The sequence below is a fragment of the Dactylosporangium darangshiense genome (assembly GCF_039537565.1).
In the GTDB taxonomy this organism is placed as follows: Bacteria; Actinomycetota; Actinomycetes; order Mycobacteriales; family Micromonosporaceae; genus Dactylosporangium; species Dactylosporangium darangshiense.
Genome location: NZ_BAABAT010000008.1, coordinates 209,658 through 234,640 on the forward strand (window position 1 = coordinate 209,658; position 24,983 = coordinate 234,640).

Sequence of the window (24,983 nt, forward strand, 5' to 3'; positions counted from 1 at the left end):
TTTTTCCTACCAGTCGTCGCCGGCCCTGAAGTCGCAAGCCAGGACGCCCTCGAGGGGCAGCGCCGTGACCGGCAGGACGTAGGTGCTGCCGTCGTCGCCCGGGGTCGCGCGCAGGCCCTTCGGGCCGAGGACCGCGGTGGTGCCGGGCCAGCGGACCCAGCCGCGGCGGGCGTAGAGGCCCGCGCCGGCCGCCGAGGCCGACAGGGCCCCGATGTCGTACGCCGCCAGGATGATCCGCTCGACCTCGTCCATGACCGCGGTGGCGTACCCGAGCCGCTGGTGGTCGGGGTGCACCGCGACGGCCTCGACGTACCCGGCGCGCACGGGGACGCCGCCGACGAGCATGGCCCGCTGTACCACCGCGGCGTGTGCCACGATCCGGCCGCCGGCCTCGAAGAGCACGTGCAGGCCGCCCAGGGCGTGCGCCCAGTCGGCGTCGTCGAAGCGGCCGGCGAACGCGGCGTCGAGCACGGTGCGCAGCTGGGCGCGCTCGCCCGCGGTCAGGTCGGCGGTGTGTACCGTCCTCATCGCATCCGCGCCTTGCCGCGGTTCTCCCGCACGATCCAGGCGATGTCGGGGTCGGCGGACGCGGCGTACCGCTCGAAGACCGGCAGCCCGGCGGCGCGGTCCGCGGCGACGGCGACGCTCCAGCAGTAGCCGAGTGCCTTGCGCAGCGCCCGCACGTCCTCGTCGCGGCGGGTCGCCGCGGGCCGGGCGGCGAACGCGCCGGTGACCGCCGCGCACGCCGCCACCGCCTCGGCCGCCGCCTTCGGGTCCTTGAGCAGGCGGGGCTCGCACAGGCCGGCGACCGCGGCCCGCTGCACGAGCGGGTGCGGGTCGCCGGCCCAGTCGCGCACGAGGCCGAACAGGCGCGGCGGGTCGGCGTCGCCGAGGCGCTGCAGGGCCATGGCGACGCCCTCGCGGACCCGCCACCGCCCGTCGGCGGCGTAGGAGCGCAGCCGGTCCGCGGCGCCCGGCGCGTCCTCGGCGAGCAGCCGGCCGAGGGCGATCACGCCGCAGAGCACGAGGTACTCCTCGTCGCCGCCGAGCAGGGCGTCGATCGTCTCCGGCGCGGCCACGTCGGCGGCGGCCTGCGCGAGCTCCAGGTTCGCCCGCGGGCCCGGCAGCCCGCTGCCGGCGAGCAGGTGGGCGGGCCAGGCCGCGGGTGGGAGCTCCCGCAGTACCAATGCGTGTTCTTGACGACGCCCCATGCCCGGGACCCTATCGGGTCAGGCCGCATACTCCTTCGGTTCGACGATCACGAGCCAGTTGCCGCTGTTGTCGCGCAGGACGGCCTCCACGCCGTATGGGCGGTCCTCGGGCTCCTGGACGAAGACGACGCCCTTGGCGACCAGCTCGGCGTGGGTCTTGCGGCAGTCGTCGACGCGCAGGCCGAGCCCGCCCATGCCGCCCTTCTCCAGCTGGCGGCGCACGAACGCGGCCGCCTCGTCGTCCAGCGGCGGGCCGGGGGTCATGAGGGTGACCTGGAGCTCGGGCTGGCTGGGGTGACGCACGGTGACCCAGCGGAACTCGCCGAGCAGCACGTCGCTGACCGGCTCGAAGCCGAGGATGTCGACGTAGAAGTCCCTGGCCTGGTCCTGGTCGAGGCAGTAGGTGGTGACGAGGGAGATGTTCATAATCATGGGCCCGACGTTACTGCTCGTGACGGCGGGGGCCTTCTCCGAAATTGCGCACGACGCCGGCCATGAACAGCCAGCACCCCGGGATGTGGGGCGCGCCGCTGGCGGCGAAGCGGTTGCGGTACGCCACCGGGCTCTCGCCGACGATCCGCGTGAACTTGGCCGAGAACGAGCCCAGGCTGGTGAAGCCGACCGCCATGCACACCTCGGTGACCGTCAGGTTTGCGGTGCGCAGCAGGTCCTGGGCCCGCTCGATGCGCCGGCGCGTGAGATAGCGCATCGGCGTCTCGCCGTAGGCGTCTTCGAAACAGCGGATGAAGTGGTACTTCGAGACGGCGGCCACGGCCGCCACCGTGCCCAGGTCGAGCCGCTCGCTGTAGTTGCGGTCGATATGGTCGCGCGCGCGGCGCAGATGCGGCAGCAGCTCGACCGGCACGGTCACACTTGCACTCTACCGACGTGGCTCGCTGTGAGGTCCATGTACACGCTGCGCGGTCGGAACCGGGGCGGGGCTGCGTCGAACTCCCACCGTTCGATAGCGTGACCCCCTCTGAGTTCGACGGCGGAGGATGGGGAGCCCGAAGAAGTGCTCGGCAACAGACCCGCGACGGCCCGGCTGGCCGCGATCGTGGCGTTGGTGTTCGGCATCGTGGCGTGCGGCGCCGGCGACCAGCCGCGCTCGGCCTCGCAGCCCGGCGTCGCAGTGGCGCAGCATTCGAGCGCGGAGCCGGCGATGTCGGCCGCGGCCCGGCCTTCGCCGCCTGCGTCGCCCTCCGCCACCCCTTCCGCGCCGGCGTCACCGTCGGCCCCGCCGAGCACGCCGGCGAGCACGAAGGCGCCCGCGGACGGCTACAACGTGCGCCCGCCCGGCACCGACCACGGTCCGGCAAACTCGGTCACCCGCACCGCGGGCACCGAGGTGGCGCTGACCTTCGACGACGGCCCCGACCCGATCAACACGCCGGCGCTGCTGCAGATCCTGCGCGAGAACAACGTCAAGGCGACGTTCTGCATGGTCGGCTTCCGCGTGCGCGACCGCCCTGACCTGGTCCGCCAGATCTACGCCGACGGCCACACCCTGTGCAACCACTCGTGGCAGCACCTGACCGACCTGGCGAAGCGCGACCCGGCGTATATCGACTGGGACCTCCGCCACACCAACGACATGATCCACGCCGCGGTCGGCGCCGACGCCCCGATCAAGTACTTCCGCGCACCGGGCGGCAACTTCACGCCGTCGCTGGTCGCCAAGGCCACGGAGCTCGGCATGTCCTCGATCTACTGGGACGTCGACCCGCGCGACTGGGACCACAAGCCGGACAGCAACCACTCGGCACACATCGCCCGCGTCATCTCCCAGATCAAGTCCCAGATCCGCCAGGGCTCGATCGTCCTGTCCCACGACAACGGCCAGCCGGACACCATCGTCGTGTACCGCACCCTGATCCCCTGGCTGAAGCAGCACTTCACCCTGGAGGGCCTCCCCACGACCTGACCTCCGCGCCCTCCCGCAGCCCGAAAACGCATCATCGCGGAGAGAAAACGCCGGCCTGGGGGTCAGCTGCCGTCGGGGAAGCCGCCGCGGTGGGTGACGAGCGGGTGGTGGGGCAGCGCGTTGAGCGGGTCGGCCAGGAACGCGTTCGTCTGGGCGCGGTATGGCGGATGGGCGCGCCACCCGTCCTCCGGCGGCCGGATCGCCTCGGCGGCGCCGGCGACGACCGGGGTGAGAGCCGCCGTCAGCGCCTCGGCCGGCAGCCGGGTCTCCACGCGGGCCATCCGCGCGTGGTAGTTGCGCAGCGCCGCCTCGCCCCGCGGCGTGAGCCACACCAGTGCCGCGGCGCCCTTGCCGTCGGCGTCGGCCAGGCCGTGCCGCAGCAGCAGCGTGAGCGACTGCGTGGCCGCCTCCTTCGCGATCCCGGCCCGCAGCGGCACCTCGCGTGGCCGCAGCGGGCCGGCCCCGAGCGCCCGCAGCGTGTTGGCGGAGACGGCGAGGGGCAGGCGGGCGTCGGCCTCGTACTCGGCGGTGAGCTCCAGCAGCACCCGCGACAGCAGCGCCGCCAGGTCGGGCGGATCGGGGTCGCGCCGCGGCGGCGGCAGGACGGTGCGGCGGGCGGGGGAGAGCACCGGCATGTACCGCGGCAGCAGCGGCGAAGCGATCGGCTCCAGCGCCCGGCGCAGCCCCGGCCCGAACCGCCCCTGCCAGCGCGCCTCGACCTGCGCGCACAGCGGCACGAACAGCTCCTGCGCCCGCACGCCGTGCCCGGTCGGCCGCACGACCCCGCCGGCGACGCGCACGTAGCCCCACCGCTGCAGCCCGGGCAGGTTGGTGAGCGCGGCGAGGTCGCGCAGCTGCGGCTGCGGCACCCCGTCGCCCGGCAGGTACCGCAGGAAGTTCGCCCACATCGCCAGCGACACCAGCCACGGCCCGGTGCCCCCGCGCGCCGGGCCGCGCGTGGTGCGGTGCGGCATCCGCGCCTCGAAGGCGTTGTCCACCTCGATCGTGAACGCCACGAGCGCCTGCGACAGCAGCCGCGACACGAGCATCACGCTGATGAACCTACGCCCGCCGGCCCACTGCGCATCGGCCCCGCGCCCAGCGACCGAAGCTTTTCGGACTGAAGGCTGTTCGGACTGAGGGCGCCGCTACGCGAGGCGGGCGTCCAGGGCGGCGCGGTCGGGCAGGAACCAGGCGTCGCGGCCGCGGTTGGACTCGCGGATCAGGTCGCGCAGCGCGGTGCTCGCCTCGACGTGGGAGGACACGTCGCCGATGATGGCCAGGCGCAGCCGGTAGTTCACCAGCTTCTGCAGGATCTCGCCCGCCACGCCGGTGCGCAGCACGTAGAAGTCGTCGGCGAGGCGGGCCGCCGGGACGACGAGGAGCTCGACGCCGTGCGAGAAGGCCGCGCCCACCAGGTCGCCGGCGTCGAGCTCGGCGCCGTAGCGGGGTCCTTCGCCGGCCAGCACGAGCGCGTCGACACCGTTGATCTTCTCCACGCGGTCCATGGGCGAGACGCTACCGGGGGATGCGGTGCAGCAGCACGTCGTTTATCGCGCCGCCGTGCAGGGTCGCGGTCATGTAGGTGGCGTGGGGCTGGCGGCGGCGGTCGGTGGGGGAGCCGGGGTTGAGCAGCCGCAGGCCGCCGGGGGCGACGGTGTCCCACGGGATGTGGGAGTGGCCGAACACGAGCAGGTCGCGGCCGGGGAAGCGGGCGGCGCAGCGGGCCTCGCGGCCCGTCGACGGGCCGGTCTCGTGGATGACCGACAGGCGCACGCCGCCGAGCACGGCGTCGGCGACCTCGGGCAGGCGGGCGCGCAGCGGCGGGCCGTCGTTGTTGCCGTACACGCCGATGAGGCGCCGGGAGCGGGACTCCAGGGCGTCGAGCAACGCCACGCCGACCCAGTCGCCGGCGTGGACCACGACGTCGGCGGCCTCGACGGCGGCCCAGACCTCCGCGGGCAGGTCGCGGGCGCGGGCCGGCACGTGCGTGTCGGCGAGCAGCATCACCCGGACCGGTACCCCCTCGGCAGTCATGCGTCCAGCCTAGGCGGGCGGTAGAGTCGGCGGCATGGAGTGGCTGCGGCGGTGGCCGGTGTACCGGCAGCTGACCGGGCCGGATCCAACCGGTCGTGGCGAGGCGGTGCGCTCGCCGCGCACCGACGCGATCGCCGCCCGCACCGAGCGGGCCGACGCCGTGGCGAAGTCCGTGTGCCCCTACTGCGCCGTGGGCTGCGGGCAGCAGGTGTTCGTCAAGGACGGCAAGGTCATCCAGATCGAGGGCGACCCCGACAGCCCGATCTCGCGCGGGCGGCTGTGCCCGAAGGGCTCGGCGAGCAAGAGCCTGGTGACGTCGCCGCTACGGGCGACCCGGGTGAAGTACCGCCGGCCGTATGCCACCGAATGGGAGTATCTCGACCTCGAAACGGCGATGGAGATGATCGCCGACCGGGTGGTGGCCGCGCGCGAGCAGACCTGGCAGGACCGCGACGAGGAGGGACGGCCGCTCAATCGCACGCTCGGCATCGCGAGCCTCGGCGGCGCGACGCTGGACAACGAAGAGAACTACCTCATCAAGAAGCTGTTCACGGCGATCGGCGCCCTGCAGATCGAGAACCAGGCGCGCATTTGACACTCCGCCACCGTCCCCGGTCTGGGGACCAGCTTCGGGCGCGGCGGGGCCACGGGATTCCAGCAGGACCTGGCCAACGCTGACTGCATCGTGATCCAGGGTTCGAACATGGCCGAGGCGCACCCGGTCGGCTTCCAGTGGGTGATGGAGGCCAAGGCCCGCGGCGCGACGGTGATCCACGTCGACCCCCGGTTCACGCGCACCAGCGCGCTCGCCGACAAGTTCGTGCCGATCCGCGCCGGGTCGGACATCGCGTTCCTCGGGGGCGTGGTCAACCACATCCTGAGCAACGAGCTGGGTTTCCGCGAGTACGTCGTGGCGTACACCAACGCCGCCACGATCGTCGGCGAGGACTTCCGCGACACCGAGGACCTCGACGGGCTGTTCTCCGGGTTCGACACCGAGACGCAGGCGTACGACCCGTCGTCGTGGCGCTACGAGGGCCATCGGCACGTGCTCGAGCACGGCCACTCGGCCCGCGAGACCGCGCGGGGCATGCAGCACGAGGCCCACGGCCCGTCGATCCCGGCGGCCGTGCACCGAGACGAGACGCTGCAGCACCCCCGGTGCGTGTACCAGATCCTGAAGCGCCACTTCTCGCGGTACACCCCGGAAATGGTGCAGCAGGTGTGCGGCGTGGCGCCGGAGGACTTCGCGCGGGTCTGCGAGGCGTGGACGCGCAACTCGGGCCGGGAACGGACCACGGCCCTGGTGTATTCGGTCGGCTGGACGCAACACTCCGTGGGGGTGCAGTACATCCGCACCGGCGCCATCATCCAGCTCCTGCTCGGCAACATGGGCCGGCCCGGCGGCGGCATCATGGCCCTGCGCGGCCACGCCAGCATCCAGGGCTCCACCGACATCCCGACGCTGTTCAACCTCCTGCCCGGCTACCTGCCGATGCCCTCGGCCGGCCGGCACGACACGTTGGACGAGTGGGTCGACGCCATCCGCAACCCGGGCCAGAAGGGCTACTGGGGCCACGCGCGCGCATACGCGGTGAGCCTGCTCAAGGCGTACTTCGGCGACGCCGCCACCGCCGCGAACGACTACTGCTACGGCTACCTGCCGCGCCTCACCGGCGACCACGGCACCTACCGTCAGGTGCTGTCCATGCTGGACGGCAAGATCAAGGGGTACTTCCTGCTGGGGCAGAACCCGGCCGTCGGCTCCGCGCACGGCCGCGCGCAGCGCCTCGGCATGGCCCGGCTGGACTGGCTCGTCGTGCGCGACCTCTACGAGATCGAGAGCGCCACCTTCTGGCGCGACGCGCCCGAGATCGAGACCGGCGAGATCGTGCCCGAGCAGTGCGCGACCGAGGTGTTCCTGCTCCCCGCCGCCTCGCACGTGGAGAAGGAGGGCACGTTCACCCAGACCCAGCGGCTGCTGCAGTGGCGGCAGAAGGCCGTCGACCCGCCCGGCGACTGCCGCTCCGAGCTGTGGTTCTTCTACCACCTCGGCCGCATGGTCAAGGACCGCCTGGCCGCCTCCACGCTGGACCGGGACCGTCCGGTGCGCGACCTGACATGGGACTACCCCACGCACGGCGTGCACGACGAGCCTTCCGCGGAGTCGGTACTGCGGGAGATCAACGGCTACGACGTGGCCACCGGCGCGCCCGTGTCCGGCTTCAACGAGCTCGAGGACGACGGCTCCACCGCCTGCGGCTGCTGGATCTACTCCGGCGTCTACGCCGGCGGCGTCAACCAGGCCGCCCGGCGCACCCCGGCCTCGAGCGCCGACCCCAACGGCCTGGAGTGGGGCTGGGCGTGGCCGATGAACCGCCGGATGCTGTACAACCGCGCCTCCGCCGACCCCGCCGGGCAGCCCTGGAGCGAGCGCAAGCGCTACGTCTTCTGGGACCCGGCAAAGGGCGAGTGGACCGGACCCGACGTGCCCGACTTCGAGCGGACCAAGCCGCCGACGTACCGCCCGGAGCCGGGCACCGCCGGTTCGGCCGGCATCGCCGGCGACGACCCGTTCGTCATGCAGGGCGACGGCAAGGGCTGGCTGTTCGCGCCCAGCGGGCTCGTCGACGGGCCCATGCCGACGCACTACGAGCCGGCCGAGTCGCCGGTGGAGAACCCGCTGTACAAGCAGCAGGCCAACCCGACGCGCAAGCGCTACCAGCGCTCCGAGAACCCGATGAACCCCTCGCGCAGCGACGTGTTCCCGTTCGTGTTCACCATCAGCCGGCTCACCGAGCACCACACGGCGGGCGGGATGAGCCGGACGCTGGAGTACCTCTCCGAGCTGCAGCCGGCGATGTTCGTCGAGGTGTCCCCGGCCCTGGCCGCCGAGCGGGGCCTCGAGCACCTCGGCTGGGCGCACGTCGTCACCAGCCGCTCGGCGATCGAGGCCCGGGTGATGGTCACCGCGCGGCTGCGGCCGCTGCGCATCGAAGGGCGGCCGGTGCACCAGATCTGGCTGCCGTACCACTGGGGCGGCTCCGGGCTGACGACCGGCGACTCGGCGAACGACCTCGTCGGCATCGTGCTCGACCCCAACGTGCTGATCCAGGAGAGCAAGGTCGGCACCTGCGACGTGCGGCCCGGCCGGCGGCCCCGCGGCGCGGCGCTGCGCGCCCTGGTGGACGATTACAACCGGAGGGCCGGCCTGTGACTGTGACACCGCGACGGATGGGGTTCTTCACCGACACCAGCGTCTGCATCGGCTGCAAGGCGTGCGAGGTCGCCTGCAAGGAGTGGAACGACGTGCCCGCCGACGGGCTCGACCTGCTCGGCATGTCCTTCGACAACACCGGCCAGCTCGACGCGAACTCGTGGCGGCACGTCGCCTTCATCGAGCAGCCGGCGCCCGACGGGTCCGGGGACATGCGCTGGCTGATGGCCTCCGACGTGTGCAAGCACTGCACCCACGCCGCGTGCCTCGACGTGTGCCCGACCGGCTCGCTGCTGCGCACCGAGTTCGACACCGTCGTCGTGCAGGCCGACATCTGCAACGGTTGCGGGTACTGCATCTCCGCCTGCCCCTACGGCGTCATCGGCCGCCGCGAGGGCGACGGCCGGGCGTGGAAGTGCACCATGTGCTACGACCGCATCGGCGCCGGCCTGCAGCCCGCGTGCGCGACGGCCTGCCCGACCCAGTCGATCCAGTACGGCCCCCTCGACGAGCTGCGCGAGCGCGCGCAGGCGCGCCTCGAGGCGCTCGACCGCCCGGAGGCGCGCCTCTACGGCCACGACCCCGGCGACGGCGTCGGCGGCCAGGGCGCGTTCTTCCTGCTGCTGGACGAGCCCGAGGTCTACGGCCTGCCGCCGGCACCCGTCGCCACCACGCGGGACCTGCCGCGGATGTGGAAGCGGGCGGGGCTCGCCGCGCTGACCATGGCCGCCGCGGTGGCCGTGTCGTTCCTGGGGCGGCGGCCGTGACGAGGTCCTACTACGGGCGGCCGATCCTCAAGAAGCCGGTGTGGCAGCACGACATCCCGGCGTACTTCTTCACCGGCGGGCTCGCGGCCGGCAGCGCCCTGCTCGCCGCCGGCGCCGACCTGACCGGGCGGCCGCGCACCCGGCGCGCCGCGCGGCTGGCGGCCCTCGGCGCGCTCGGCGTGAGCACCTACTTCCTCGTCAACGACCTCGGCCGGCCCGAGCGCTTCCACCACATGCTGCGGGTGGCGAAGCCGACGTCGCCGATGTCGGTGGGCACCTGGATGCTGAGCGCGTTCGGCGGCGCAGCGGGCCTCGCGGCGGCGGCCGAGGCGCGGCCCCGCGGCTGGACCGGGCGGGCCGGCGTGCTCGCCGGCGCCGGCGCGGCCGCGCTCGCGCCCGGCATCGGCACCTACACGGCCCGCCTCATTGCCGACACTGCGGCGCCGTCGTGGCACGCGGCCGCCGACGAGCTGCCGTTCGCGTTCGCCGGCAGCGCCCTGGCCAGCGGGGCGGCGGTGGGGCTGATCGCGGCGCCGATGAGCGAGGGCGGGCCGGCGCGGACCCTCGCGGTGACCGGCGTGGCGCTGGAACTGGCCGCGACGCACCGCATCGAGACGCGGCTGGGCCTGGAGGGCGAGCCGTATCGCACGGGCAAGGCCGGCCGGCTGCTGCGCGCCGCGCGAGCGCTGAACCTCGCCGGTGCGGCCGGGGCTGTGCTCGGGCGGCGCAGCCGGGTGCTGTCCGCCCTGTCGGGTGTGGCGCTGCTCGCGGGCTCGCTCGCCACCCGGTTCGGGGTGTTCGAGGCCGGTGTGGCCTCGACGGAGGATCCGAAGTACGTGGTGGAGCCGCAGCGGGGCGCGACGCCCCGCCACGGCTCCGCGCCCGTCAGGCGGCCTTGATCACGACCGTCTTGACGATCTTGTCGGCGATCGTCTGCCGCTTGGCGTCCCACAGCGGGAACAGGTAGCCGATGTAGCAGATGATGCTGTCGACGAAGTGGCAGATGTCGCGGACGAAGGCCATGGCCATGCCGATCGGCTGCCCGCTCTGCTCGCTGATGAGGCGCAGCCCGAGGGCCTTCTTGCCGATGGTGGCGCCCTGGCCGCCGAGGTACCAGCGGTTGAAGATGAGGTACACGAGGCCGATCAGGTAGAAGATCCAGAACACGGCGCCCATGTCGCTGTCAACGGCCCCGCCGATGCCGGCGATGACCGCGAACGGGATGAAGTCGACGATGGTAGCGCCGACGCGCTGGATCCAGCTTGCGTAGTTCATCGGGGGTGGTTCTCCTCAGGAGAGTTGGGGGTTGGGGGTAGCGCTTCCGGTTCAGACGAATCCGAACCGGTGGAGCTGAAAGAGCCAGCTCGCCGCGGCGGCCGCGATGGCGGCCACCTGCGTTCTGCGACGGGCCCGGGCGGACCAGGGCACCGGGGTGGCGACCAGCCCGAGCTGCCGCAGCACGATGAGGGGGACCGTCACGACCGTGAGGATCGCGAGGGCCAGGGCGGCCGGGTTGTCGGCGAGCGAGGCGAGCAGCCGGCCGTGTGCGAGATCCACGGCGGCGGTGGTGAGCCCGCAGGCGGGGCACGGGATGCCGGTCGACCAGCGCAGCGGGCACGGCAGACCGAGGCCCGTGCCGGCGCTGAACGCCGGCCAGACCGTCGCCGCACCCGCGACCGCAACACCGAAGCCGCCCAGGCGCTCCGGTATCGAGTACTGTCTGCGCACCTGAGACCCCGTTGCTCGACTGACGAGAGGTGATCTTAGGTGGTGACGGACGTCACTACGGATCGTCCGAATGTACGATCCTGAGAAGTCACACAGCCGTCATAAAGATCAGCTCACGCGCAGTGTGGCCCCCGAGTACGCAACCAGCTCACCGATCACGGGGTGGCCGGGGATCTCGCCCGCGACCAGCAGCCCGCCGGAGGTCTGCGCGTCGGCGAGCAGCAGCAGCTCGTCCTCGCTCGGCGCGCCCGCGTCGAGGTGCGGGCGGACCCAGTCGAGGTTGCGCCGGGTCCCGCCGCTGACGAACCCGTCAGCCAGCGCCTTTCGGGCGCCGTCGAGGTAGGGCACCGCGGCGGCCTCGACGACCGCGGTGACGCCGCTGGCCCGGGCCAGCTTGTGCAGGTGGCCCAGCAGCCCGAAGCCGGTCACGTCAGTGGCGCACTCGGCGCCGGCCGCCAGGGCCGCCTCCGACGCCGCCCGGTTCAGCGTCGTCATCGCCGCCACCGCGTGCGGGAACGCCTCGCCGGTCGCCTTGTGCCGGCTGTTGAGCACGCCGATGCCCAGCGGCTTCGTGAGCGTCAGCGGCAGCCCGGCCCGGCCGCGGTCGTTGCGCAGCAGCCGGTCGGGGTCGGCGACGCCGGTGACCGCCATGCCGTACTTCGGCTCCGGGTCGTCCACCGAGTGCCCGCCGGCGACGTGGCAGCCGGCCTCGCGGGCCACGTCGAGCCCGCCGCGCAGCACCTCTGCGGCGAGGGTCATCGGCAGCACCTCCCGCGGCCACGCGAGGAGGTTGACCGCGACCACCGGCCGGCCGCCCATCGCGTAGACGTCCGACAGCGCGTTGGCGGCGGCGATGCGCCCCCAGTCGTAGGCGTCGTCGACGACCGGGGTGAAGAAGTCGGCGGTGGCCACCACCGCGGTGCCGCCCGCCAGGGTCACCACCGCGGCGTCGTCGCCGTCGTCGAGCCCGACGAGCAGCTCGCCGGGGCCGTCCGGCGCCCGGCCGCCGACGAGGCCGGCGACCACCGCCTCCAGCTCGCCGGGCGGGATCTTGCAGGCGCAGCCGCCGCCGTGGGCATACCCGGTGAGCCGGATCGTGCTCGTCATGCGCTCCAATGTAGCGATCGCTCGATCTCGTGATCGCACCGGATTGTCAGCGATTCCCGGTTGATCGGGCGTTCGCAGAGCCAGCGGTGGGCGGAAGATTGTTGACAATGCTGCGGGCGGGTTGGGACACTTCGGCCGTGCCCGCCGAGCCGCCGCCCCGCGCCGCCACCCCGTCCGCGCAGGCCCGGGAGGTGCTGCGCGCGGCGATCCTGCGCGGGGAGTACCTGCCCGGCGAGCGGCTCGTCGAGGCGCAGCTGTGCGTGCGCCTCGGGGTCAGCCGCTTCAACGTGCGCGCCGCCCTGTCGGAGCTCGCCGCCGACGGCCTCGTCGAGGTCCAGCGCAACCGCGGCGCCCACGTGCGCAAGGTCTCCGTCGAGGAGGCCATCGAGATCAGCGAGGTCCGCATGGTCCTCGAGGGCCTCGTCGCCGCCCGCGCCGCCACCCGGGTGACCGACGCGCAGGCCAGCGAGCTCGACGAAGTCGCGCTGCTGATGCGCCGCGCCGTCGCGGCCGGGGAGTTCCACCGCTACAGCGACCTCAACCAGCGCCTGCACGCGCTGATCCGGGCCATCGCCGCGCACCGCACCGCCGACGGCATCATCGAGACGCTGCGCGGGCAGCTGGTGCGCCACCAGTTCATGCTCTCGCTGCACCCGGGGCGGCCCGCGGTGTCGTTACCGCAGCACGAACGCATCATCGAGGCCATCCGCCAGCGCGACCCGAAGGCGGCCGAGGCGGCCATGCGCGAGCACATCGCCAGCGTCATCGATCATCTGCGCGGCATCGACCCGGCGGGGATGTCATGACCGCGGCCGCCGGCTCGCCGGTGATCGCGGTGCTCGGCCTCGGCGAGGCCGGCGGGCGCTTCGCCGCCGACCTGGCCGCCGCCGGTGCCCGGGTGCGCGGCTACGACCCGCGGGTGGCCGCGCCGCCGGGCGTGCACGACGCCGCGGACGCCGCCGAGGCGTGCCGCGGCGCGGCGCTCGTGCTGAGCGTCAACAGCGCCGCCGACGCCCTCGACGCCCTGGCGCAGGGCCTGCCCGGCTGCTCGCCCGGCACCGTCTGGGGCGAGCTCAACACCGCGGCGCCCGCGGTGAAGGAGGCCGTGCAGCGCGCCGCCGGGCAGTGCGCGGTGGTCGCCGACGTGGCGATCATGGCGCCGGTACCGCCCCGCGGCCTCGGCACGCCCATGACCGCGAGCGGGCCGGGCGCCGGGCCGTTCGCCGCGCTGCTGGGCCCCCTCGGCGCGCCCGTCGAGGTGCTCGACGGCCCCGTGGGGCTCGCGGCGACCCGCAAGCTGCTGCGCTGCGTCTTCTACAAGGGCATGGCGGCCGCGGCGGTGGAGGCCCTCGCGGCGGCCCGCGCGGCGGGCCTCGAGCAGTGGCTCAGCGGGAACATCGCCGAGGAGCTGACCAGGGCCGACGCGGCGACGCTGGACCGGCTGGTGACCGGCTCCAGCACGCACGCGGTGCGCCGGACCCACGAGATGGAGGCGGCGGCGGACCTGCTCGACGACCTCGGCGTGCCGGCCCGCGTCGCGCGGGCCAGCCGCGACTGGTTACGGGACCTCTCCGCCGCCTGAGTGCATACCTCGGCGAATCGTCGGCAAGATTGTGAACAATCGCCGAGGCGATGGCCCATGTGCGGCTTAAGCTGGTGTACCGCTGGGTGGAAGACGTGAACAGAATCGTTGACAATCCTGTCGAGCCATCCTACGTTCGTCGCAGGATGCACCCCCCGCTCAGCACGTTGGCCCTGCTGTCGACATCGAAAAGGTTGCTGAGATCCATGATCAGAACCCGCCTCTTCTCCCTTCCGGTCCTCGCCATCACCCTGCTCGCGGCGTCCCTTGCCGCGTGCGGCGACGACAGCTCCGACAAGCCCGCCGGCGGCTCGTCCGCCTCGCCCGACAAGGTCAAGGTCGGCGTCATCCCGATCCTCGACGTGGCGCCCATCTACGTCGGCAAGGCCCAGGGCTTCTTCGCCAAGCGCAACATCGACCTCACCATGGAACAGGCCCAGGGCGGCGCCGCCATCGTGCCCGGCGTGGTCAGCGGCCAGTACCAGTTCGGGTTCAGCAACGTGGTGTCGCTGCTGGTCGCCGAGCAGCAGAAGGTGCCGATCAAGGCCGTCGCCAACGGCGTCAACTCCACCGGCGACCCGGCCAAGGACTTCGGCCAGCTCATCGTCAAGGACCCGAACATCACGAGCGCGAAGGACCTCGAGGGCAAGACGGTCGCGACCAACACCGTCAAGAACATCGTCGACACCTCGGTGAAGGAGATCGTGCGCAAGGCCGGCGGCGACCCGAGCAAGGTCAGCTTCGTCGAGCTCGCCTTCCCCGACATGGCCGCGGCGCTGGACGCCGGGCGCGTGCAGGCCATGTTCGTCGTCGAGCCGTTCCTGGCGCCGGCCCTGGCCAAGGGCTGGAAGTCCCGCGGCGCGTTCGCCGACGTCGACCCGAAGCTGTGCGTGGCCGCGTACTTCACCTCCGCCCAGGTGATCGCGCAGAACCCGGACCTCGTCAAGCGCTTCACCGAGGCGATGCAGGAGTCCCTCGCCTACGCCGACAGTCACCCGGACGACGTGCGCCAGGTCGTCACGACGTACACCACCATCAAGGCGGACTCGGCGAAGGCCATGACGCTGCCGAAGTGGTCGACGAGCATCGACAAGGCGTCGGTGGACCGGATGAACCAGCTGCTGGCCACCGCCGGCGTGCTCACCGCGCCGGTCGACACCTCGAAGCTGCTGCCGTGACGGCACCGGCAACCGTTCTGAGCAGGGCCGGCCGCTCGCCGGCCCTGCTCGGGCTGCTCGGCCTCGCCGGGTTCGCGGCGCTGCTGGAGGCGCTGCCCCGGCTCGGCGTGCTGCCCGCGGAGCACTTCCCGCCGCTGAGCGTCATCGCCCGGGCCCTCGCCGACGAGGCCGGGCGCGCCGGCTTCTGGCAGGCGCTGCTGGGCACCGTCACCACCTGGCTGCTGGGCCTGGCCATCGCCGTCGCCCTCGGCATCGGCGCCGGCCTGCTGATCGGCACGGTGCCGGTGCTGCGCGCCGCGACTGCCTCCACGATCGAGTTCCTGCGCCCGATCCCGTCGGTGGCGCTGCTGCCCCTGGCCGTGGTGCTCTTCAGCGCGCCGGTGCGCTCGATCCTGCTGCTGGTCGTGTACGCCTCCGTGTGGCAGGTGCTGATCCAGGTGCTGCACGGCGTCGCCGACGTCGACCCCGTCGCCCGCGAGACCGCCGAGTCCTACCGGCTCGGGCGGCTGCGCCGGGCGCGGTACCTGGTGTGGCCGACCACGCTGCCCTACGCGATGACCGGCATCCGGCTGGCCGCCTCCGTCGCCCTCGTGCTCACCGTCACCGGCGAGCTGTTCATCGGCGGCACCAAGGGCATCGGCGAGGAGCTGTCCGTGGCCCGCAACAGCGGCGACGACGGGGTGCCGGTGATGTACGCCCTCGTCATCGTCGCCGGCCTGCTCGGGCTCGCGGCCAACCTCGTCACCCGCCGCGCCGAGCGCATCGTGCTGGCGTGGCATCCGTCGGTACGAAGGGAGCTCCCGCTGTGACGAAGCTGCCCCGCCTGCTGCGGCGCGCCGCGCTCGCGCTCGGCCTGCCGGTGGTGCTGCTGGTCACCTGGTGGTTCGCGAGCGCCGGCAGCCAGGACTTCTACCAGCCGCCGCTGGAGACGATCTTCCGCGTCTTCCCGGACACGTGGACCGCTGCCCGGCTGCGCAGCGACGTGCTGCCGAGCCTGCTGCGCCTCTTCGCCGGCTACGGCCTCGCCGTCGCGCTGGGCATCGCCCTCGGCGTGGCGATCGGCGGCAACCGCACCCTGCGCGCGCTGACCGAGCCGGTGCTGGAGTTCCTGCGCGCCATCCCGCCGCCCGTGCTCGTGCCGGTGCTCATCCTGGTGTCCGGCTTCAGCGACCGCACGAAGATCCTCGTCATCGTCCTCGGCGCCGTCTGGCCGGTGCTGCTCAACACCGTCGAGGGGGTCCGCGGCGCCGACGAGGTGCTCGTCGACACCTGCCGGACGTACCGTGTCCGCGGCTGGCTGCGGCTTCGCACCTTCGTGCTGCGCGCGGCCAGCCCGCAGATCATGGTCGGCGCCCGCCAGGCGCTGTCGATCAGCATCATCATGATGGTCATCGGCGAGCTGCTCGGCACCACCAACGGCCTGGGGTACACGGTCATTGAGTTCCAGCGCGGCTTCCAGATCCCCGAGATGTGGAGCGGCGTGTTCATCCTGGGCCTGCTCGGCGTCGCGCTGTCGGTGCTCTTCCGCCTCGTCGAGCGGCAGGTCCTTCGCTGGTACCACGGAGCGCGCGCCGCCGAGCGCGCCGGCCACTAGGAGACCCGGTGCTGGAGATTCAGTCGCTGCGCAAGACCTACGACGGCCACGGCCGCCGGGTCGAGGCGCTCGCCGACATCACGCTGAGCGTCGGCGCGGGGCAGTTCGTCTGCGTCGTCGGGCCGTCCGGCTGCGGCAAGACCACGCTGCTGCGCTGCCTCGGCGGGCTGCTGCGCCCGACGTCGGGCGAGGTGCGGGTCGCCGGCGCCACGGTGTCCGGGCCGCCGGACGGGCTGGCGATCGTGTTCCAGGAGTACGGCCGCAGCCTCATGCCCTGGCTGCGCGTCGCCGACAACGTCGAGCTGCCGCTGAAGGCCAAGGCGATCGACCGCGCCGAGCGGCGCCGGCTCGTCGCCGAGGCGCTGTCCGCCGTGGGCCTCGCCGACGCCGGCCGCGCCTACCCGTGGCAGCTGTCCGGCGGCATGCAGCAGCGGGTGGCGATCGCCCGGGCGATCGCATTCGGTCCCCGGGTGCTGCTCATGGACGAGCCGTTCGCCGCCGTCGACGCGCAGACCCGGGCCGACCTCGAGGACCTGGTCCGGCGGGTGTGGCAGGACACCGGCGTCACGCTGCTGTTCGTCACCCACGACATCGACGAGGCCGTGTACCTCGGCGAGCGGGTGGTGATCCTGTCGTCCTCGCCCACGCGCGTGCTCGAGGACCTGCCGATCGACCTGCCGTCCTCGCGCGACCAGCTAGCCACCCGCTCCGACGCGCGGTTCGTGGAGCTGCGCTCGCACGTCTACGCCCGCATCCAGGAGGCGAAAGGTGCTGCGGCCCGCGTCTAGCCTTCGTGGCGTTCCACCGGGAACAGGATCGGGCTCAGCAGGTGCTGGGTGCGGCCCTCGCCCGGGCCGTGGCCCAGGTGCGGCACGATCGCGGCGCGCATGCCCTCGATCAGCGCGTCGCGCTCGGCGTCGGTGAGCCACACCGCGTGCTGGCGGTAGCCGACCTGGTCGCGCACCGGGTCGGCTGCCGGGTCGTCCAGATAGGACTGGTACTCGGCCAGCAGCGCCGCCATCGCCGCGGCGAACGCCTGCCGGTGCTCGTCGAGGGTCGCCGACGCGGCCCGCTGGGCGCTCACCGCCGCGCGGGCCGGCACGAGCCGGTAGTGCCGCTCGACGAACCCGCGCACCCGCTGCTGCCCCGACTCCTCCAGGATGCCGGCGTCGACCAGCAGCGCGACGTGGCGGTACACCGTCGCCTTCGACGCGTCCGAGATCCGCTCGCACAGCTGCTGCGTGCTCAGCGAGCGCCCGCCGGACAGCGCGTGCACGATGCGCAGCCGCACGGGATGCAGCAGCAGCTCCACGGGGTCCATTGGCCAATGTTCGCACACCTGCTAATGTTCGCAGACATGAGAACAATGCCACGGGGTACCACGGTCCAGGTCGACGGCCGTCGCATCGCGCTCTACCGGGACGGCGCCGGCGGCCCGCCCGTCGTCTTCCTGCCCGGCGCCGGCCTCATCGGCCTGGAGTACGACAACGTCGTGCGCGCCACCGCCGCCCTGACCACCGCGGTCACCTACGACCGGGGCGGCACCGGCTGGAGCGACCCGGTGCCGCTCCCGCGCACCGCGGAGGCCGTCGCGACCGAGCTGCGCGACGCCCTGCACGCCGCCGGCATCGACGGCCCCTACGTGCTGGCCGCCCACTCCATCGGCGCCGTCTACGCCCGCCGCTTCGCCCAGCTGTTCCCCGCCGACGTCGCCGGCCTGCTGTTCATCGACCCCGGCCACGAGGACATCCTGCGGTACCTCCCGGAGGAGGTCGTCGCCATGAACGAACAGATGAAGCCCACCTGGGACGAGCTGCCCGACCTCACACCCGAGCAGCTGTCGGCCTCCCGTGCGGCGCTGCTGCAGCTGTACGCCGAGTGGCCCGGCGACGTGCGCGCCGACCTCGTCGAGCACCGCCTCGAGACCTGGCGCACCGGCATCGCCGAGGGCCGCAACCTCGAGTCCGAGGTCTACGCCGAGCTCGCCGCCGGCGGCCCCCTGCCCGAGGTCCCGCTCATCGTGCTCAGCGCCGCCGACCGCAACCCGCTGTGGGTCCAGCACATGCCGCCGGAGCTGCTCGAGCGCGCCCACGCCGGCATCCACGCCCTGCACGCCGCGATCGCCGCGTCGGTCCCCGGCGGCGAGCAGCGTTTCGTGGAGGGCGCCTCGCACCAGTACCTCCACGTGCAGCGCCCCGGCCCCGTCCTGGACGCGGTGCGCGACCTGCTGGCGAGAGTCCCCGGTCCGACGCCGTCCCGGTGACGCCGGAAACCAGCCGGTCGGTCCGTTCCGGCCCCGCGAAAGATCGGGTTCTCCCGCGCCGATGCCGCGATCGAGTTCGGCGGCCGGCGCCACGTCGTGCAGGCCGGACAGCGCCGCCGGGTGGACGACGTGATCCGCGCCGAGGCCGACGCACTCTGGGAGCTGTTACGTTCCACCGACGAGGGCGGCCACGGCGCCCACGTCTACGTGTGCGGCAGCGCGCGGTTCGCCGCCGCCGTACTCCGGGCGCTGACCGGCATCGTGCCCGGCGACGGCGGCGAGTTGCTCCGCCAGCTGGTGGCCGACGGGCGCCTGGCCCAGGACGTCTTCACCACCTATCTCGGCCACGCGCAGCAGGGCCCTCGCTTCGAGGTGTCGGACCTGGCGCAGCACAACACCCCCGACGCGGGCTACTGGATGGCGATCGGCGGCGCGGTGTTCGATGTCAGCGAGTTCATACACCTGCACATCGGCGGGCCGCACATCATCCGCAATCACGTCGGGCTCGACGCGACCGCGGCCTATCGCAAAGTGCTGCACCACGCGCAGGCCGAGATCGACGCCCAGCTCGCGATGTACCAGATCGGCCATCTGCGCCGGCTGCAGTTCGGCGCCCGGTGGGGCGTGGTGCTCACCGAGGACGGCCTGCACGCGCTGCCGCTCGAAGAGCTGTTCCGGACCTGGGTACGGTTCGTGTACCTGCTGGTCGGCATGGAGAACGCGCTGACCGCCGACTACGGATTCACCACGTCGGTGGCCACCTCCGGCGAAGACCCCCGGGAGCTGACGCCCTTCAAGGCGCAGTACATCCTCGAGGCGCACCGGCGGTTCCTGGTCAGCTACCTGGACGGGCTGGTGCAGGAGGACCTGCGCACCCTGTGGCAGCTCACCGTCGGCTTCTGCGACCCGCACCTGGACATCCGGTCCTTCGACACCGATCTCGCCGACATGTCGGCGCGGCCGGATGTCGCGCTGGTCCGGCATTGCGTACCCGCCGTCAAGGAGCTCCTGCTCGACGGGGACGACTTCCGGCGGGCCGCGGCGCTGTGCCGCATCTTCGCGCGCGTCGACGTCCAGCTGCTGCGCGAGCTGAAGACCGCCGCGCTGGAAGGAATCCGGGCGTTCGAGATCCACGAGGCCGACGTCGTCGAGCGCGCGGGAGCCACGCTCCTGAACGCGGCGCGCGAGACGCTCGCCGCAGTGTCCGCCTACTACCGGCGCCTCGCCGAGCAGGCCCGCGGCCACGGCATCACCGCCGCCGACGCCGTGGTCGAGGAGGCGATCCCGCCGGACCGGGGCCTGCCCGGCCACGGCGGTCCGTTGCAGCTTCCCGACTGACGTCAGACGCGGTCCGCGACCTGCTGGCGCGCGTCGACGGCCGCGGTCGCGTGCCGCAGCGCCGCGAGCCCGGCGGCCAGCGCGACGAGCCCGCACACCGCCGTCCATCCGAGCGCCAGGTAGGCCCGGGCGCCCAGCCACGATCCGGCGCTGCCGCCGAGGAACACCGCGGTCATGTAGACGCCGTTGATCCGGCTCCGGGCGCCCGGCGCCGCCGCGAAGATCCGCGCCTGGTTGGCGACCTGGCTGCTCTGCACGGTCACGTCGAGCAGCAGCATCCCCGCCACGAGCCCGGCGAGCGCGAGCTTCGCGTTCGCCAGTTCCCCCGCCAGCAGCACCACCGCCGCGGCGCCGAGCCCGGCGAAGCACAGAGCGCTGAGCCGGTCGGGCCCGCGGCGGTCCACGAGCCGCCCGGCCGCGGGAACGGCGACGACGCTGCCCGCCCCGACCAGCGCCACGACCCCGACCGCGCCCGTGCCCAGCCCGAATCGGGGCCCGGTCAGCAGCAGCGCGATCGACGTCCAGGCAGCGGTGAACGCCCCGAACGCCAGCGCCTGGTAGGCGGCGGAGCGGCGCAGCTGCGGTACCGTCCGCAGCAGCCGCAGCCCGCTGCCCAGCAGTCGCGGGTAGCTCTCGTCGGCGTTCGGCCGCATGCGGGGCAGCGCGACGAGGAGCGCGACCGCGAGGACCGCGGCCAGCCCGGCGGCCGCGATGTACGGCGCCCGCCACCCGAGCGCCTGCCCGAGCACCCCGCCGAACGCGCGCGCCAGCAGCACCCCCGCGAGCAGCCCACCCTGCAGCGCGGCGACGGCCCGCCCGGCCCGTGCGGGCTCCGCGAGGTCCGCGGCCATGGGGATGAGCAGCTGCGGTACCACGGTGACGGCCCCGGTCAGCGCCCCGAACACCAGCAGCGGCGCCAGCGACCGCGCAGTCCCCGCCAGCAGCAGCGCCACGGCCACGGCCCCGAACAGCCCGGCGACGAGGGGCCGGCGCGGCAGCCGGTCGCCGAGCGGCACCAGGAAGAAGATGCCCGCCGCGTAGCCCAGCTGCACGGCGGTGACCGCCGTGGCCGCCGCCCCTTCGCTCAGGTGCAGGTCCCGGGCGAGCAGCGGGCTGATCGCCTGAGGAAAGTACGCATTGGCGACCCCGACCCCGCACGCGACCGCCATGAGCAGCGTCCGCATTCGCCCCTCCCCGCCTGGGTGAACCGGTTTAACTGGTGCCAGCGGACCGTACCAGTTAAACCGGTGTTGGGTCTAGGCTGTGCGCGTGGCTGAACTCTTCCGCCAGGGCGCCGGCCGCCTCTGCCTGGACTTCACCCGCACGCTGCGCCACCGCGGCACCGACCACGCCGTCGAGGAGCTGCCCGACGGCCCGTCCCTGTCCGCGTGGGTCGCCCAGTGCGGCCCCGTGGCCGCGGCCCCGCACGTCGTCCCCGCCGCGCTCGTCCGCGACGCCCAGCACCTGCGCGAGTCCGTCTTCACCCTGCTCGTCCTGGCCCGCGCCGGTCGGCCCCTGTCCGACGCCGCCGAGGACACCCGCGAGCGCGTCAACCAGGCCGCGGCCCGCCCGGTGCCGACCCCGTCGCTGGACGAGCGCGGCGACCTGCGCTGGCACGCCGACGACCCCGTCATCGCCACCCTCGCCCTCGTCGCCCGGGACACCCTAGACCTGGTGGGCTCCCCTGCGGCGGGACGCCTGCGCGAGTGCGCCGACCCGGCGTGCAACGCTCTGTTCCTGGACGCCTCACGCCCCGGCAGCCGCCGCTGGTGCTCGATGGAAACCTGCGGCAACCGCGCCAAGAAACAACGCCTCCGCACGGTGTGAATACTTTGCACTACTGTTGGTAATTCGGCGAGGCGGCGATTTGCAACCATCGGGTAAGGTGTGAAGAGCGAGAACGGAGCGCCACCGTCCTCCGCCACACGTCCTCCGATCTCCCGCCCCAGGCCTACGGGAGGTCACCAGCACCTCGACCACGGCGCCGCGGCCCTCGCGCACACGCGCGCGGTCACAGCGATTCGGCCAGATCATCGGCCGAGCCGCTCGCGCGCTGCCTAGCCGGGCTGCTCGCGGGTTGCCCAGCTGGGCTGCTCGCGGGTCGGTCAGGCGAGCTGCTCGCGCGCTGCCCAGCCCGGCTGCTCGCGGGTCGGTCAGGCGGGCTGCTCGCGGGTCGGTCAGGCGAGCTGGGCGACGAGGCGGGCGCGGATCTCGGGGGCGTCGGCGCGGTCGAGGGTCTCCAGCAGCGTCAGGGCCTGCCGCCGCCGCTCCCGCGCCTCGGCGCCGCGCCCGGCGTCGTGGAGGGTGTCGCCGAGGTGGATCAGCACCTCGACCTCGTTGTAGTGGTCAGCGGCGCGCTCGGCGAGGGCGAGGGCCTGCTCGTACGAGGCGATGGCCTCGCCGAGGTGGCCCAGGTGGTGGTAGGCGTGGCCCATGCTGTCCAGCGTGTTGATCTCCCGCTGGGCGACGCCGTTGCGGCGGAAGATCGCGAGCGCCTGCCGGCCGTACGCGAGGGTCTGCTCGTGGTCGCCCAGCAGGCCGGACTGCCAGCCGATGGAGTTCAGCGCGTCGGCCTCGCCCAGCTCGTCGCCGGCGGCGCGGTAGAGCTCCAGCGCCTGCCGGTTGGGCTCCAGGGCCTCGCGGTGGCGGCCGCGCACGGTCAGGACGTGGGCGTAGTTGAGGTACGTGTGCGCGCGGCCGATCGGGTTGCCGGTCCGCTCGAACAGCTCCAGGGCGCGCTCCAGGTGCGGCGCGATCAGCTCCTCGCGACCCAGGCGGCCGTACGCGCGCAGCAGGGCGCGGTGCGCCTCCGCCTGGCCGGCCTCGTCGCCGTCCTCGATCGCCGCCCGTAACGCGGCCTCCTGCGTCGCGGCCCACTCGTGGCAGTGGCCCTGGCGGGAGAAGAACGGGGTCACCGCCCACGCCAGCCGGCCCGTCTCGCGCCCGAATCCGCTCGCCGCCGCGGCCACCGCGGCCGCGACCAGGGCCGCGCGCTCGGCGGCGAACCAGGCCACGGCCGCGTCGGGGGAGTCCAGCGCGGTCACGAGGGCGCCCGGCGCCGGCGGGCCCAGGTCGAGCGGGGCGCGGTGCGGGGTGATCAGCATCGCCGCCGCGTGCGCCGTGTGCACATAGTGGTCGAGCAGCCGGCGCAGCGCAGCCCGGGCATCGTCGTCGCGCTCGTGGGCGTGCGCGAGCTCCACGGCGTACGCGCGCAGCAGGTCGTGCTGGGTGTACCGGCCGGGGACGTGGTCGGTGAGCAGGTTGGCGTGTGCCAGCTCGGACAGCAGCGCCGCCGCCTCGTCCGCACCGGCGCCGGCCAGGCTCGCCGCGGCCGGCACCGACACGTCGCGGCCGGGGTGCCCGCCCAACAGCCGGAACAGCCGGGCCGCGGCCGGGCTCAGCTGCCGGAACGACCACGAGAACACCGCACGCACGTCGGCCGGCAGGTCCGGCTCGGCGAGCGCGTCGAGGCCGCCGCCGTCGGCCTCCCGCAGCTGCGCGGCGAACGCGGCCAGCTCGACCCGCGGGTTGATGGCCGCGCGGGCCGCGACGATCGCCAGGGCCAGGGGCAGGCCCGCGCACCCGGCGACGATCTCGTCGACGGCGTCCGGTTCGGCCGCCACCCGCTGCTCGCCGAGGCGGTTGGCGAGCAGCCGCCGGGCGTCGCCGGCGTCGAGCACGTCGAGCAGCAGCGGCCGCGCGCCCTCGAGCGCGACCAGGCCGGCCATCCGGTTGCGGCTGGTCACCACGACGAGGCAGCCGGGCGCGCCGGGCAGCAGGGCGCGCACCTGCTCGGAGTCGCGGGCGTTGTCGAGCATCACCAGCATTCGGCGCCCGGCCATGAGGCTGCGGAAGAGCGCCGCCTGCCCGTCGAGGTCGGCGGGGATGCGGGCGGCCGGCACGCCGAGCGCGTCCAGGAACCCGCGGACCGCCTCGGCCGGGCTCGCGGCCGCGCCGGCCGGGTCGAAGCCGCGCAGGTTGACGTAGAGCTGCCCATCCGGGAAGTGCGCGACCCGCCGGTGCGCCCAGTGCAGGGCCAGGGCGGTCTTGCCGACGCCGGCCATGCCCGACACGGCGGTGACGACGACCGCGGTCGGCTGGCCGGCGTCGCGCTCCAGCAGCGCGTCGAGGCGGTCGAACTCGCCGGCGCGGCCGGTGAAGCCGGGCACGTCCATGGGCAGCTGGGCCGGGCCGCGGACCGAGGTGCGATCGGGGCGATCGGCGGCCGGAGCGTCGTCGAGCAGGCTCCACAGGGCGTCGGCGTCGTCGGCGAGGATCGCCCGGTGCAGCCCGCGCAGCCGCGGGCCGGGGTCGACGCCGAGCTGCTCGCCGAGCACGGTGCGGGCCCGGTCGTACGCCTCGAGGGCCGCCGCCGGGTGCCCCGAGCTCCACAGCGCGGCCACGAGCAGCAGCCAGCCGGTCTCGCGCAGCGGCTCGGCGAGGGTGTGCCGGCGCATCTCGGCGGCGACGTCACCGGGGCGGCCGAGGCGCAGCCGGGCCCGAGCGTGCCGCTCGAGGACGGACAGGCGCCGTTCCTGCCACTCGGCGCGGGCCGCGTCGAGCTCCGGGCCGGTCGGCAGGCCCTCGAACGCCGCGCCCCGCCACGTCGACAGCGCCGCCTCCCAGTGCCGCGCCGCCGCGACCGCACCGCCGGCGGCCCACGCCGTGTCGCCGCGCGCCGCCCGTTCGGCGAAGCGCTGCACGTCCATCGCGCGCGGTTCGATGCGCAGCAGGTACCCGCCGTCGCGGCGTTCGAGGGCGCAGCCGCCGCCGGCCATCGCGCGGCGCAGCCGGCTCAGGTAGGTGGTCACGTTGGCGCCGGCGGAGCTCGGCGCGGCGCCCGGCCACAGCTCGTCGACCACCCGGCCGGCGGTCACCTGGCGGTTGGCGTGCAACAGCAGCAGCGCCAGGACGGTGCGCTGCTTGGGGGTGCCGAGGTCGAGCACGACGTCGTCGCGGCGGACTTCCAGCGGGCCCAGCACCCGCACGTCGAGCTCCATCGGACCCTTTGTACCGGACGTATCGGAAACTTATCGA

Annotated in this window: 25 protein-coding genes and 1 pseudogene; 13 read left to right on the plus strand and 13 right to left on the minus strand. The window is 73.7% G+C overall.

Annotated elements, in window-relative coordinates:
* Window positions 1-6 precede the first annotated feature (6 nt).
* Genes ABD901_RS18030 through ABD901_RS18045 form a run of 4 tightly spaced genes read right to left on the minus strand, consistent with a single transcriptional unit; the run spans window position 7 to window position 2,082 of the window.
* Window positions 7-528 carry a GNAT family N-acetyltransferase gene (locus ABD901_RS18030; protein WP_345128094.1) on the minus strand — a complete coding sequence of 174 codons (522 nt, stop codon included), beginning with the start codon at window positions 526-528 and terminating at the stop codon, window positions 7-9.
* Window positions 525-1,211, minus strand: coding sequence for a hypothetical protein (locus tag ABD901_RS18035; protein ID WP_345128095.1), 687 nt, complete (start codon window positions 1,209-1,211; stop codon window positions 525-527). The genes ABD901_RS18030 and ABD901_RS18035 overlap by 4 nt, the downstream gene beginning before the upstream one ends.
* 18 nt (window positions 1,212-1,229) lie before the next feature.
* Complete coding sequence (locus ABD901_RS18040; RefSeq protein WP_345128096.1) at window positions 1,230-1,643, minus strand: VOC family protein; 414 nt, start codon at window positions 1,641-1,643, stop codon at window positions 1,230-1,232.
* Between the two features lie 10 nt (window positions 1,644-1,653).
* A complete protein-coding gene (locus ABD901_RS18045; protein WP_345128097.1) occupies window positions 1,654-2,082 on the minus strand; it encodes a helix-turn-helix domain-containing protein in 429 nt (142 codons plus the stop codon).
* A 144-nt stretch (window positions 2,083-2,226) separates the two neighbouring features.
* Here ABD901_RS18045 and ABD901_RS18050 point away from each other — a divergent pair, with 144 nt between their 5' ends.
* Window positions 2,227-3,135 (plus strand): polysaccharide deacetylase family protein, encoded by a 909-nt coding sequence (locus ABD901_RS18050; protein ID WP_345128099.1) that lies wholly within the window; start codon window positions 2,227-2,229, stop codon window positions 3,133-3,135.
* Between the two features lie 62 nt (window positions 3,136-3,197).
* Here the strand turns inward: ABD901_RS18050 and ABD901_RS18055 are convergent, their stop codons facing one another.
* From ABD901_RS18055 to ABD901_RS18065, 3 genes are all read right to left on the minus strand, one after another.
* The gene (locus tag ABD901_RS18055) at window positions 3,198-4,187 is read right to left on the minus strand and encodes a hypothetical protein (RefSeq protein ID WP_345128100.1); all 990 of its coding nucleotides are present in this window, start codon (window positions 4,185-4,187) and stop codon (window positions 3,198-3,200) included.
* Window positions 4,188-4,283: 96 nt separating this feature from the next.
* Complete coding sequence (locus ABD901_RS18060) at window positions 4,284-4,643, minus strand: DUF4180 domain-containing protein (protein ID WP_345128101.1); 360 nt, start codon at window positions 4,641-4,643, stop codon at window positions 4,284-4,286.
* Between the two features lie 10 nt (window positions 4,644-4,653).
* Window positions 4,654-5,172 (minus strand): metallophosphoesterase family protein, encoded by a 519-nt coding sequence (locus ABD901_RS18065; protein WP_345128102.1) that lies wholly within the window; start codon window positions 5,170-5,172, stop codon window positions 4,654-4,656.
* 34 nt (window positions 5,173-5,206) lie between these two features.
* Here ABD901_RS18065 and fdh point away from each other — a divergent pair.
* From fdh to nrfD, 3 genes and pseudogenes are all read left to right on the plus strand, one after another.
* Window positions 5,207-8,386: pseudogene (fdh, locus tag ABD901_RS18070) on the plus strand (formate dehydrogenase); the annotation flags it as partial.
* Window positions 8,386-9,156, plus strand: a complete 771-nt coding sequence (locus tag ABD901_RS18075) for a 4Fe-4S dicluster domain-containing protein (RefSeq protein ID WP_425556697.1) — start codon at window positions 8,386-8,388, stop codon at window positions 9,154-9,156. The pseudogene fdh and the gene ABD901_RS18075, both read left to right, overlap by 1 nt.
* Window positions 9,153-10,055 carry an NrfD/PsrC family molybdoenzyme membrane anchor subunit gene (gene nrfD, locus ABD901_RS18080; protein ID WP_345128105.1) on the plus strand — a complete coding sequence of 301 codons (903 nt, stop codon included), beginning with the start codon at window positions 9,153-9,155 and terminating at the stop codon, window positions 10,053-10,055. Before ABD901_RS18075 ends, nrfD begins: the two co-directional genes overlap by 4 nt.
* Here nrfD and ABD901_RS18085 read toward each other — a convergent pair.
* The 3 genes from ABD901_RS18085 to selD form a co-directional block, all read right to left on the minus strand.
* Window positions 10,042-10,431 (minus strand): RDD family protein, encoded by a 390-nt coding sequence (locus ABD901_RS18085; RefSeq protein ID WP_345128107.1) that lies wholly within the window; start codon window positions 10,429-10,431, stop codon window positions 10,042-10,044. The genes nrfD and ABD901_RS18085 overlap by 14 nt on opposite strands.
* A gap of 51 nt (window positions 10,432-10,482) precedes the next feature.
* Entirely contained in the window at window positions 10,483-10,884 is a 402-nt protein-coding gene (locus ABD901_RS18090; protein WP_345128108.1) for a DUF2752 domain-containing protein, read from the minus strand.
* Between the two features lie 108 nt (window positions 10,885-10,992).
* Complete coding sequence (selD, locus tag ABD901_RS18095) at window positions 10,993-11,991, minus strand: selenide, water dikinase SelD (protein ID WP_345128109.1); 999 nt, start codon at window positions 11,989-11,991, stop codon at window positions 10,993-10,995.
* Between the two features lie 137 nt (window positions 11,992-12,128).
* On the opposite strand from selD, the gene ABD901_RS18100 reads away from it, so the two are divergent.
* From ABD901_RS18100 to ABD901_RS18125, 6 genes are all read left to right on the plus strand, one after another.
* Window positions 12,129-12,797 carry a GntR family transcriptional regulator gene (locus ABD901_RS18100; RefSeq protein WP_345128110.1) on the plus strand — a complete coding sequence of 223 codons (669 nt, stop codon included), beginning with the start codon at window positions 12,129-12,131 and terminating at the stop codon, window positions 12,795-12,797.
* Entirely contained in the window at window positions 12,794-13,573 is a 780-nt protein-coding gene (locus ABD901_RS18105) for a DUF1932 domain-containing protein (protein ID WP_345128111.1), read from the plus strand. Before ABD901_RS18100 ends, ABD901_RS18105 begins: the two co-directional genes overlap by 4 nt.
* A gap of 206 nt (window positions 13,574-13,779) precedes the next feature.
* A complete protein-coding gene (locus ABD901_RS18110; RefSeq protein ID WP_345128112.1) occupies window positions 13,780-14,751 on the plus strand; it encodes an ABC transporter substrate-binding protein in 972 nt (323 codons plus the stop codon).
* Window positions 14,748-15,560 (plus strand): ABC transporter permease, encoded by an 813-nt coding sequence (locus tag ABD901_RS18115; RefSeq protein WP_345128113.1) that lies wholly within the window; start codon window positions 14,748-14,750, stop codon window positions 15,558-15,560. The genes ABD901_RS18110 and ABD901_RS18115 overlap by 4 nt, the downstream gene beginning before the upstream one ends.
* Window positions 15,557-16,345 (plus strand): ABC transporter permease, encoded by a 789-nt coding sequence (locus ABD901_RS18120; RefSeq protein ID WP_345128114.1) that lies wholly within the window; start codon window positions 15,557-15,559, stop codon window positions 16,343-16,345. Before ABD901_RS18115 ends, ABD901_RS18120 begins: the two co-directional genes overlap by 4 nt.
* A gap of 8 nt (window positions 16,346-16,353) precedes the next feature.
* Complete coding sequence (locus ABD901_RS18125) at window positions 16,354-17,133, plus strand: ABC transporter ATP-binding protein (RefSeq protein ID WP_345128115.1); 780 nt, start codon at window positions 16,354-16,356, stop codon at window positions 17,131-17,133.
* Here the strand turns inward: ABD901_RS18125 and ABD901_RS18130 are convergent.
* On the minus strand, window positions 17,130-17,666 hold the full coding sequence (locus ABD901_RS18130) for a helix-turn-helix domain-containing protein (protein WP_345128116.1): 537 nt from the start codon (window positions 17,664-17,666) through the stop codon (window positions 17,130-17,132). The genes ABD901_RS18125 and ABD901_RS18130 overlap by 4 nt on opposite strands.
* A 36-nt stretch (window positions 17,667-17,702) precedes the next feature.
* On the opposite strand from ABD901_RS18130, the gene ABD901_RS18135 reads away from it, so the two are divergent.
* Complete coding sequence (locus tag ABD901_RS18135) at window positions 17,703-18,608, plus strand: alpha/beta fold hydrolase (RefSeq protein ID WP_345128117.1); 906 nt, start codon at window positions 17,703-17,705, stop codon at window positions 18,606-18,608.
* A gap of 120 nt (window positions 18,609-18,728) precedes the next feature.
* Window positions 18,729-19,946: a cytochrome b5-like heme/steroid binding domain-containing protein gene (locus tag ABD901_RS18140; protein ID WP_345128118.1), complete on the plus strand. Its 1,218-nt coding sequence runs from the start codon at window positions 18,729-18,731 to the stop codon at window positions 19,944-19,946.
* 2 nt (window positions 19,947-19,948) lie between these two features.
* On the opposite strand, the gene ABD901_RS18145 is transcribed toward ABD901_RS18140, so the two are convergent.
* The gene (locus ABD901_RS18145) at window positions 19,949-21,130 is read right to left on the minus strand and encodes an MFS transporter (RefSeq protein ID WP_345128119.1); all 1,182 of its coding nucleotides are present in this window, start codon (window positions 21,128-21,130) and stop codon (window positions 19,949-19,951) included.
* A gap of 85 nt (window positions 21,131-21,215) precedes the next feature.
* Between ABD901_RS18145 and ABD901_RS18150 the strand changes: the two genes are divergently transcribed.
* Complete coding sequence (locus tag ABD901_RS18150; protein WP_345128120.1) at window positions 21,216-21,773, plus strand: CGNR zinc finger domain-containing protein; 558 nt, start codon at window positions 21,216-21,218, stop codon at window positions 21,771-21,773.
* 350 nt (window positions 21,774-22,123) lie between these two features.
* Here ABD901_RS18150 and ABD901_RS18155 read toward each other — a convergent pair whose 3' ends face one another.
* Window positions 22,124-24,946: an AfsR/SARP family transcriptional regulator gene (locus tag ABD901_RS18155; RefSeq protein ID WP_345128121.1), complete on the minus strand. Its 2,823-nt coding sequence runs from the start codon at window positions 24,944-24,946 to the stop codon at window positions 22,124-22,126.
* Window positions 24,947-24,983 lie beyond the last annotated feature (37 nt).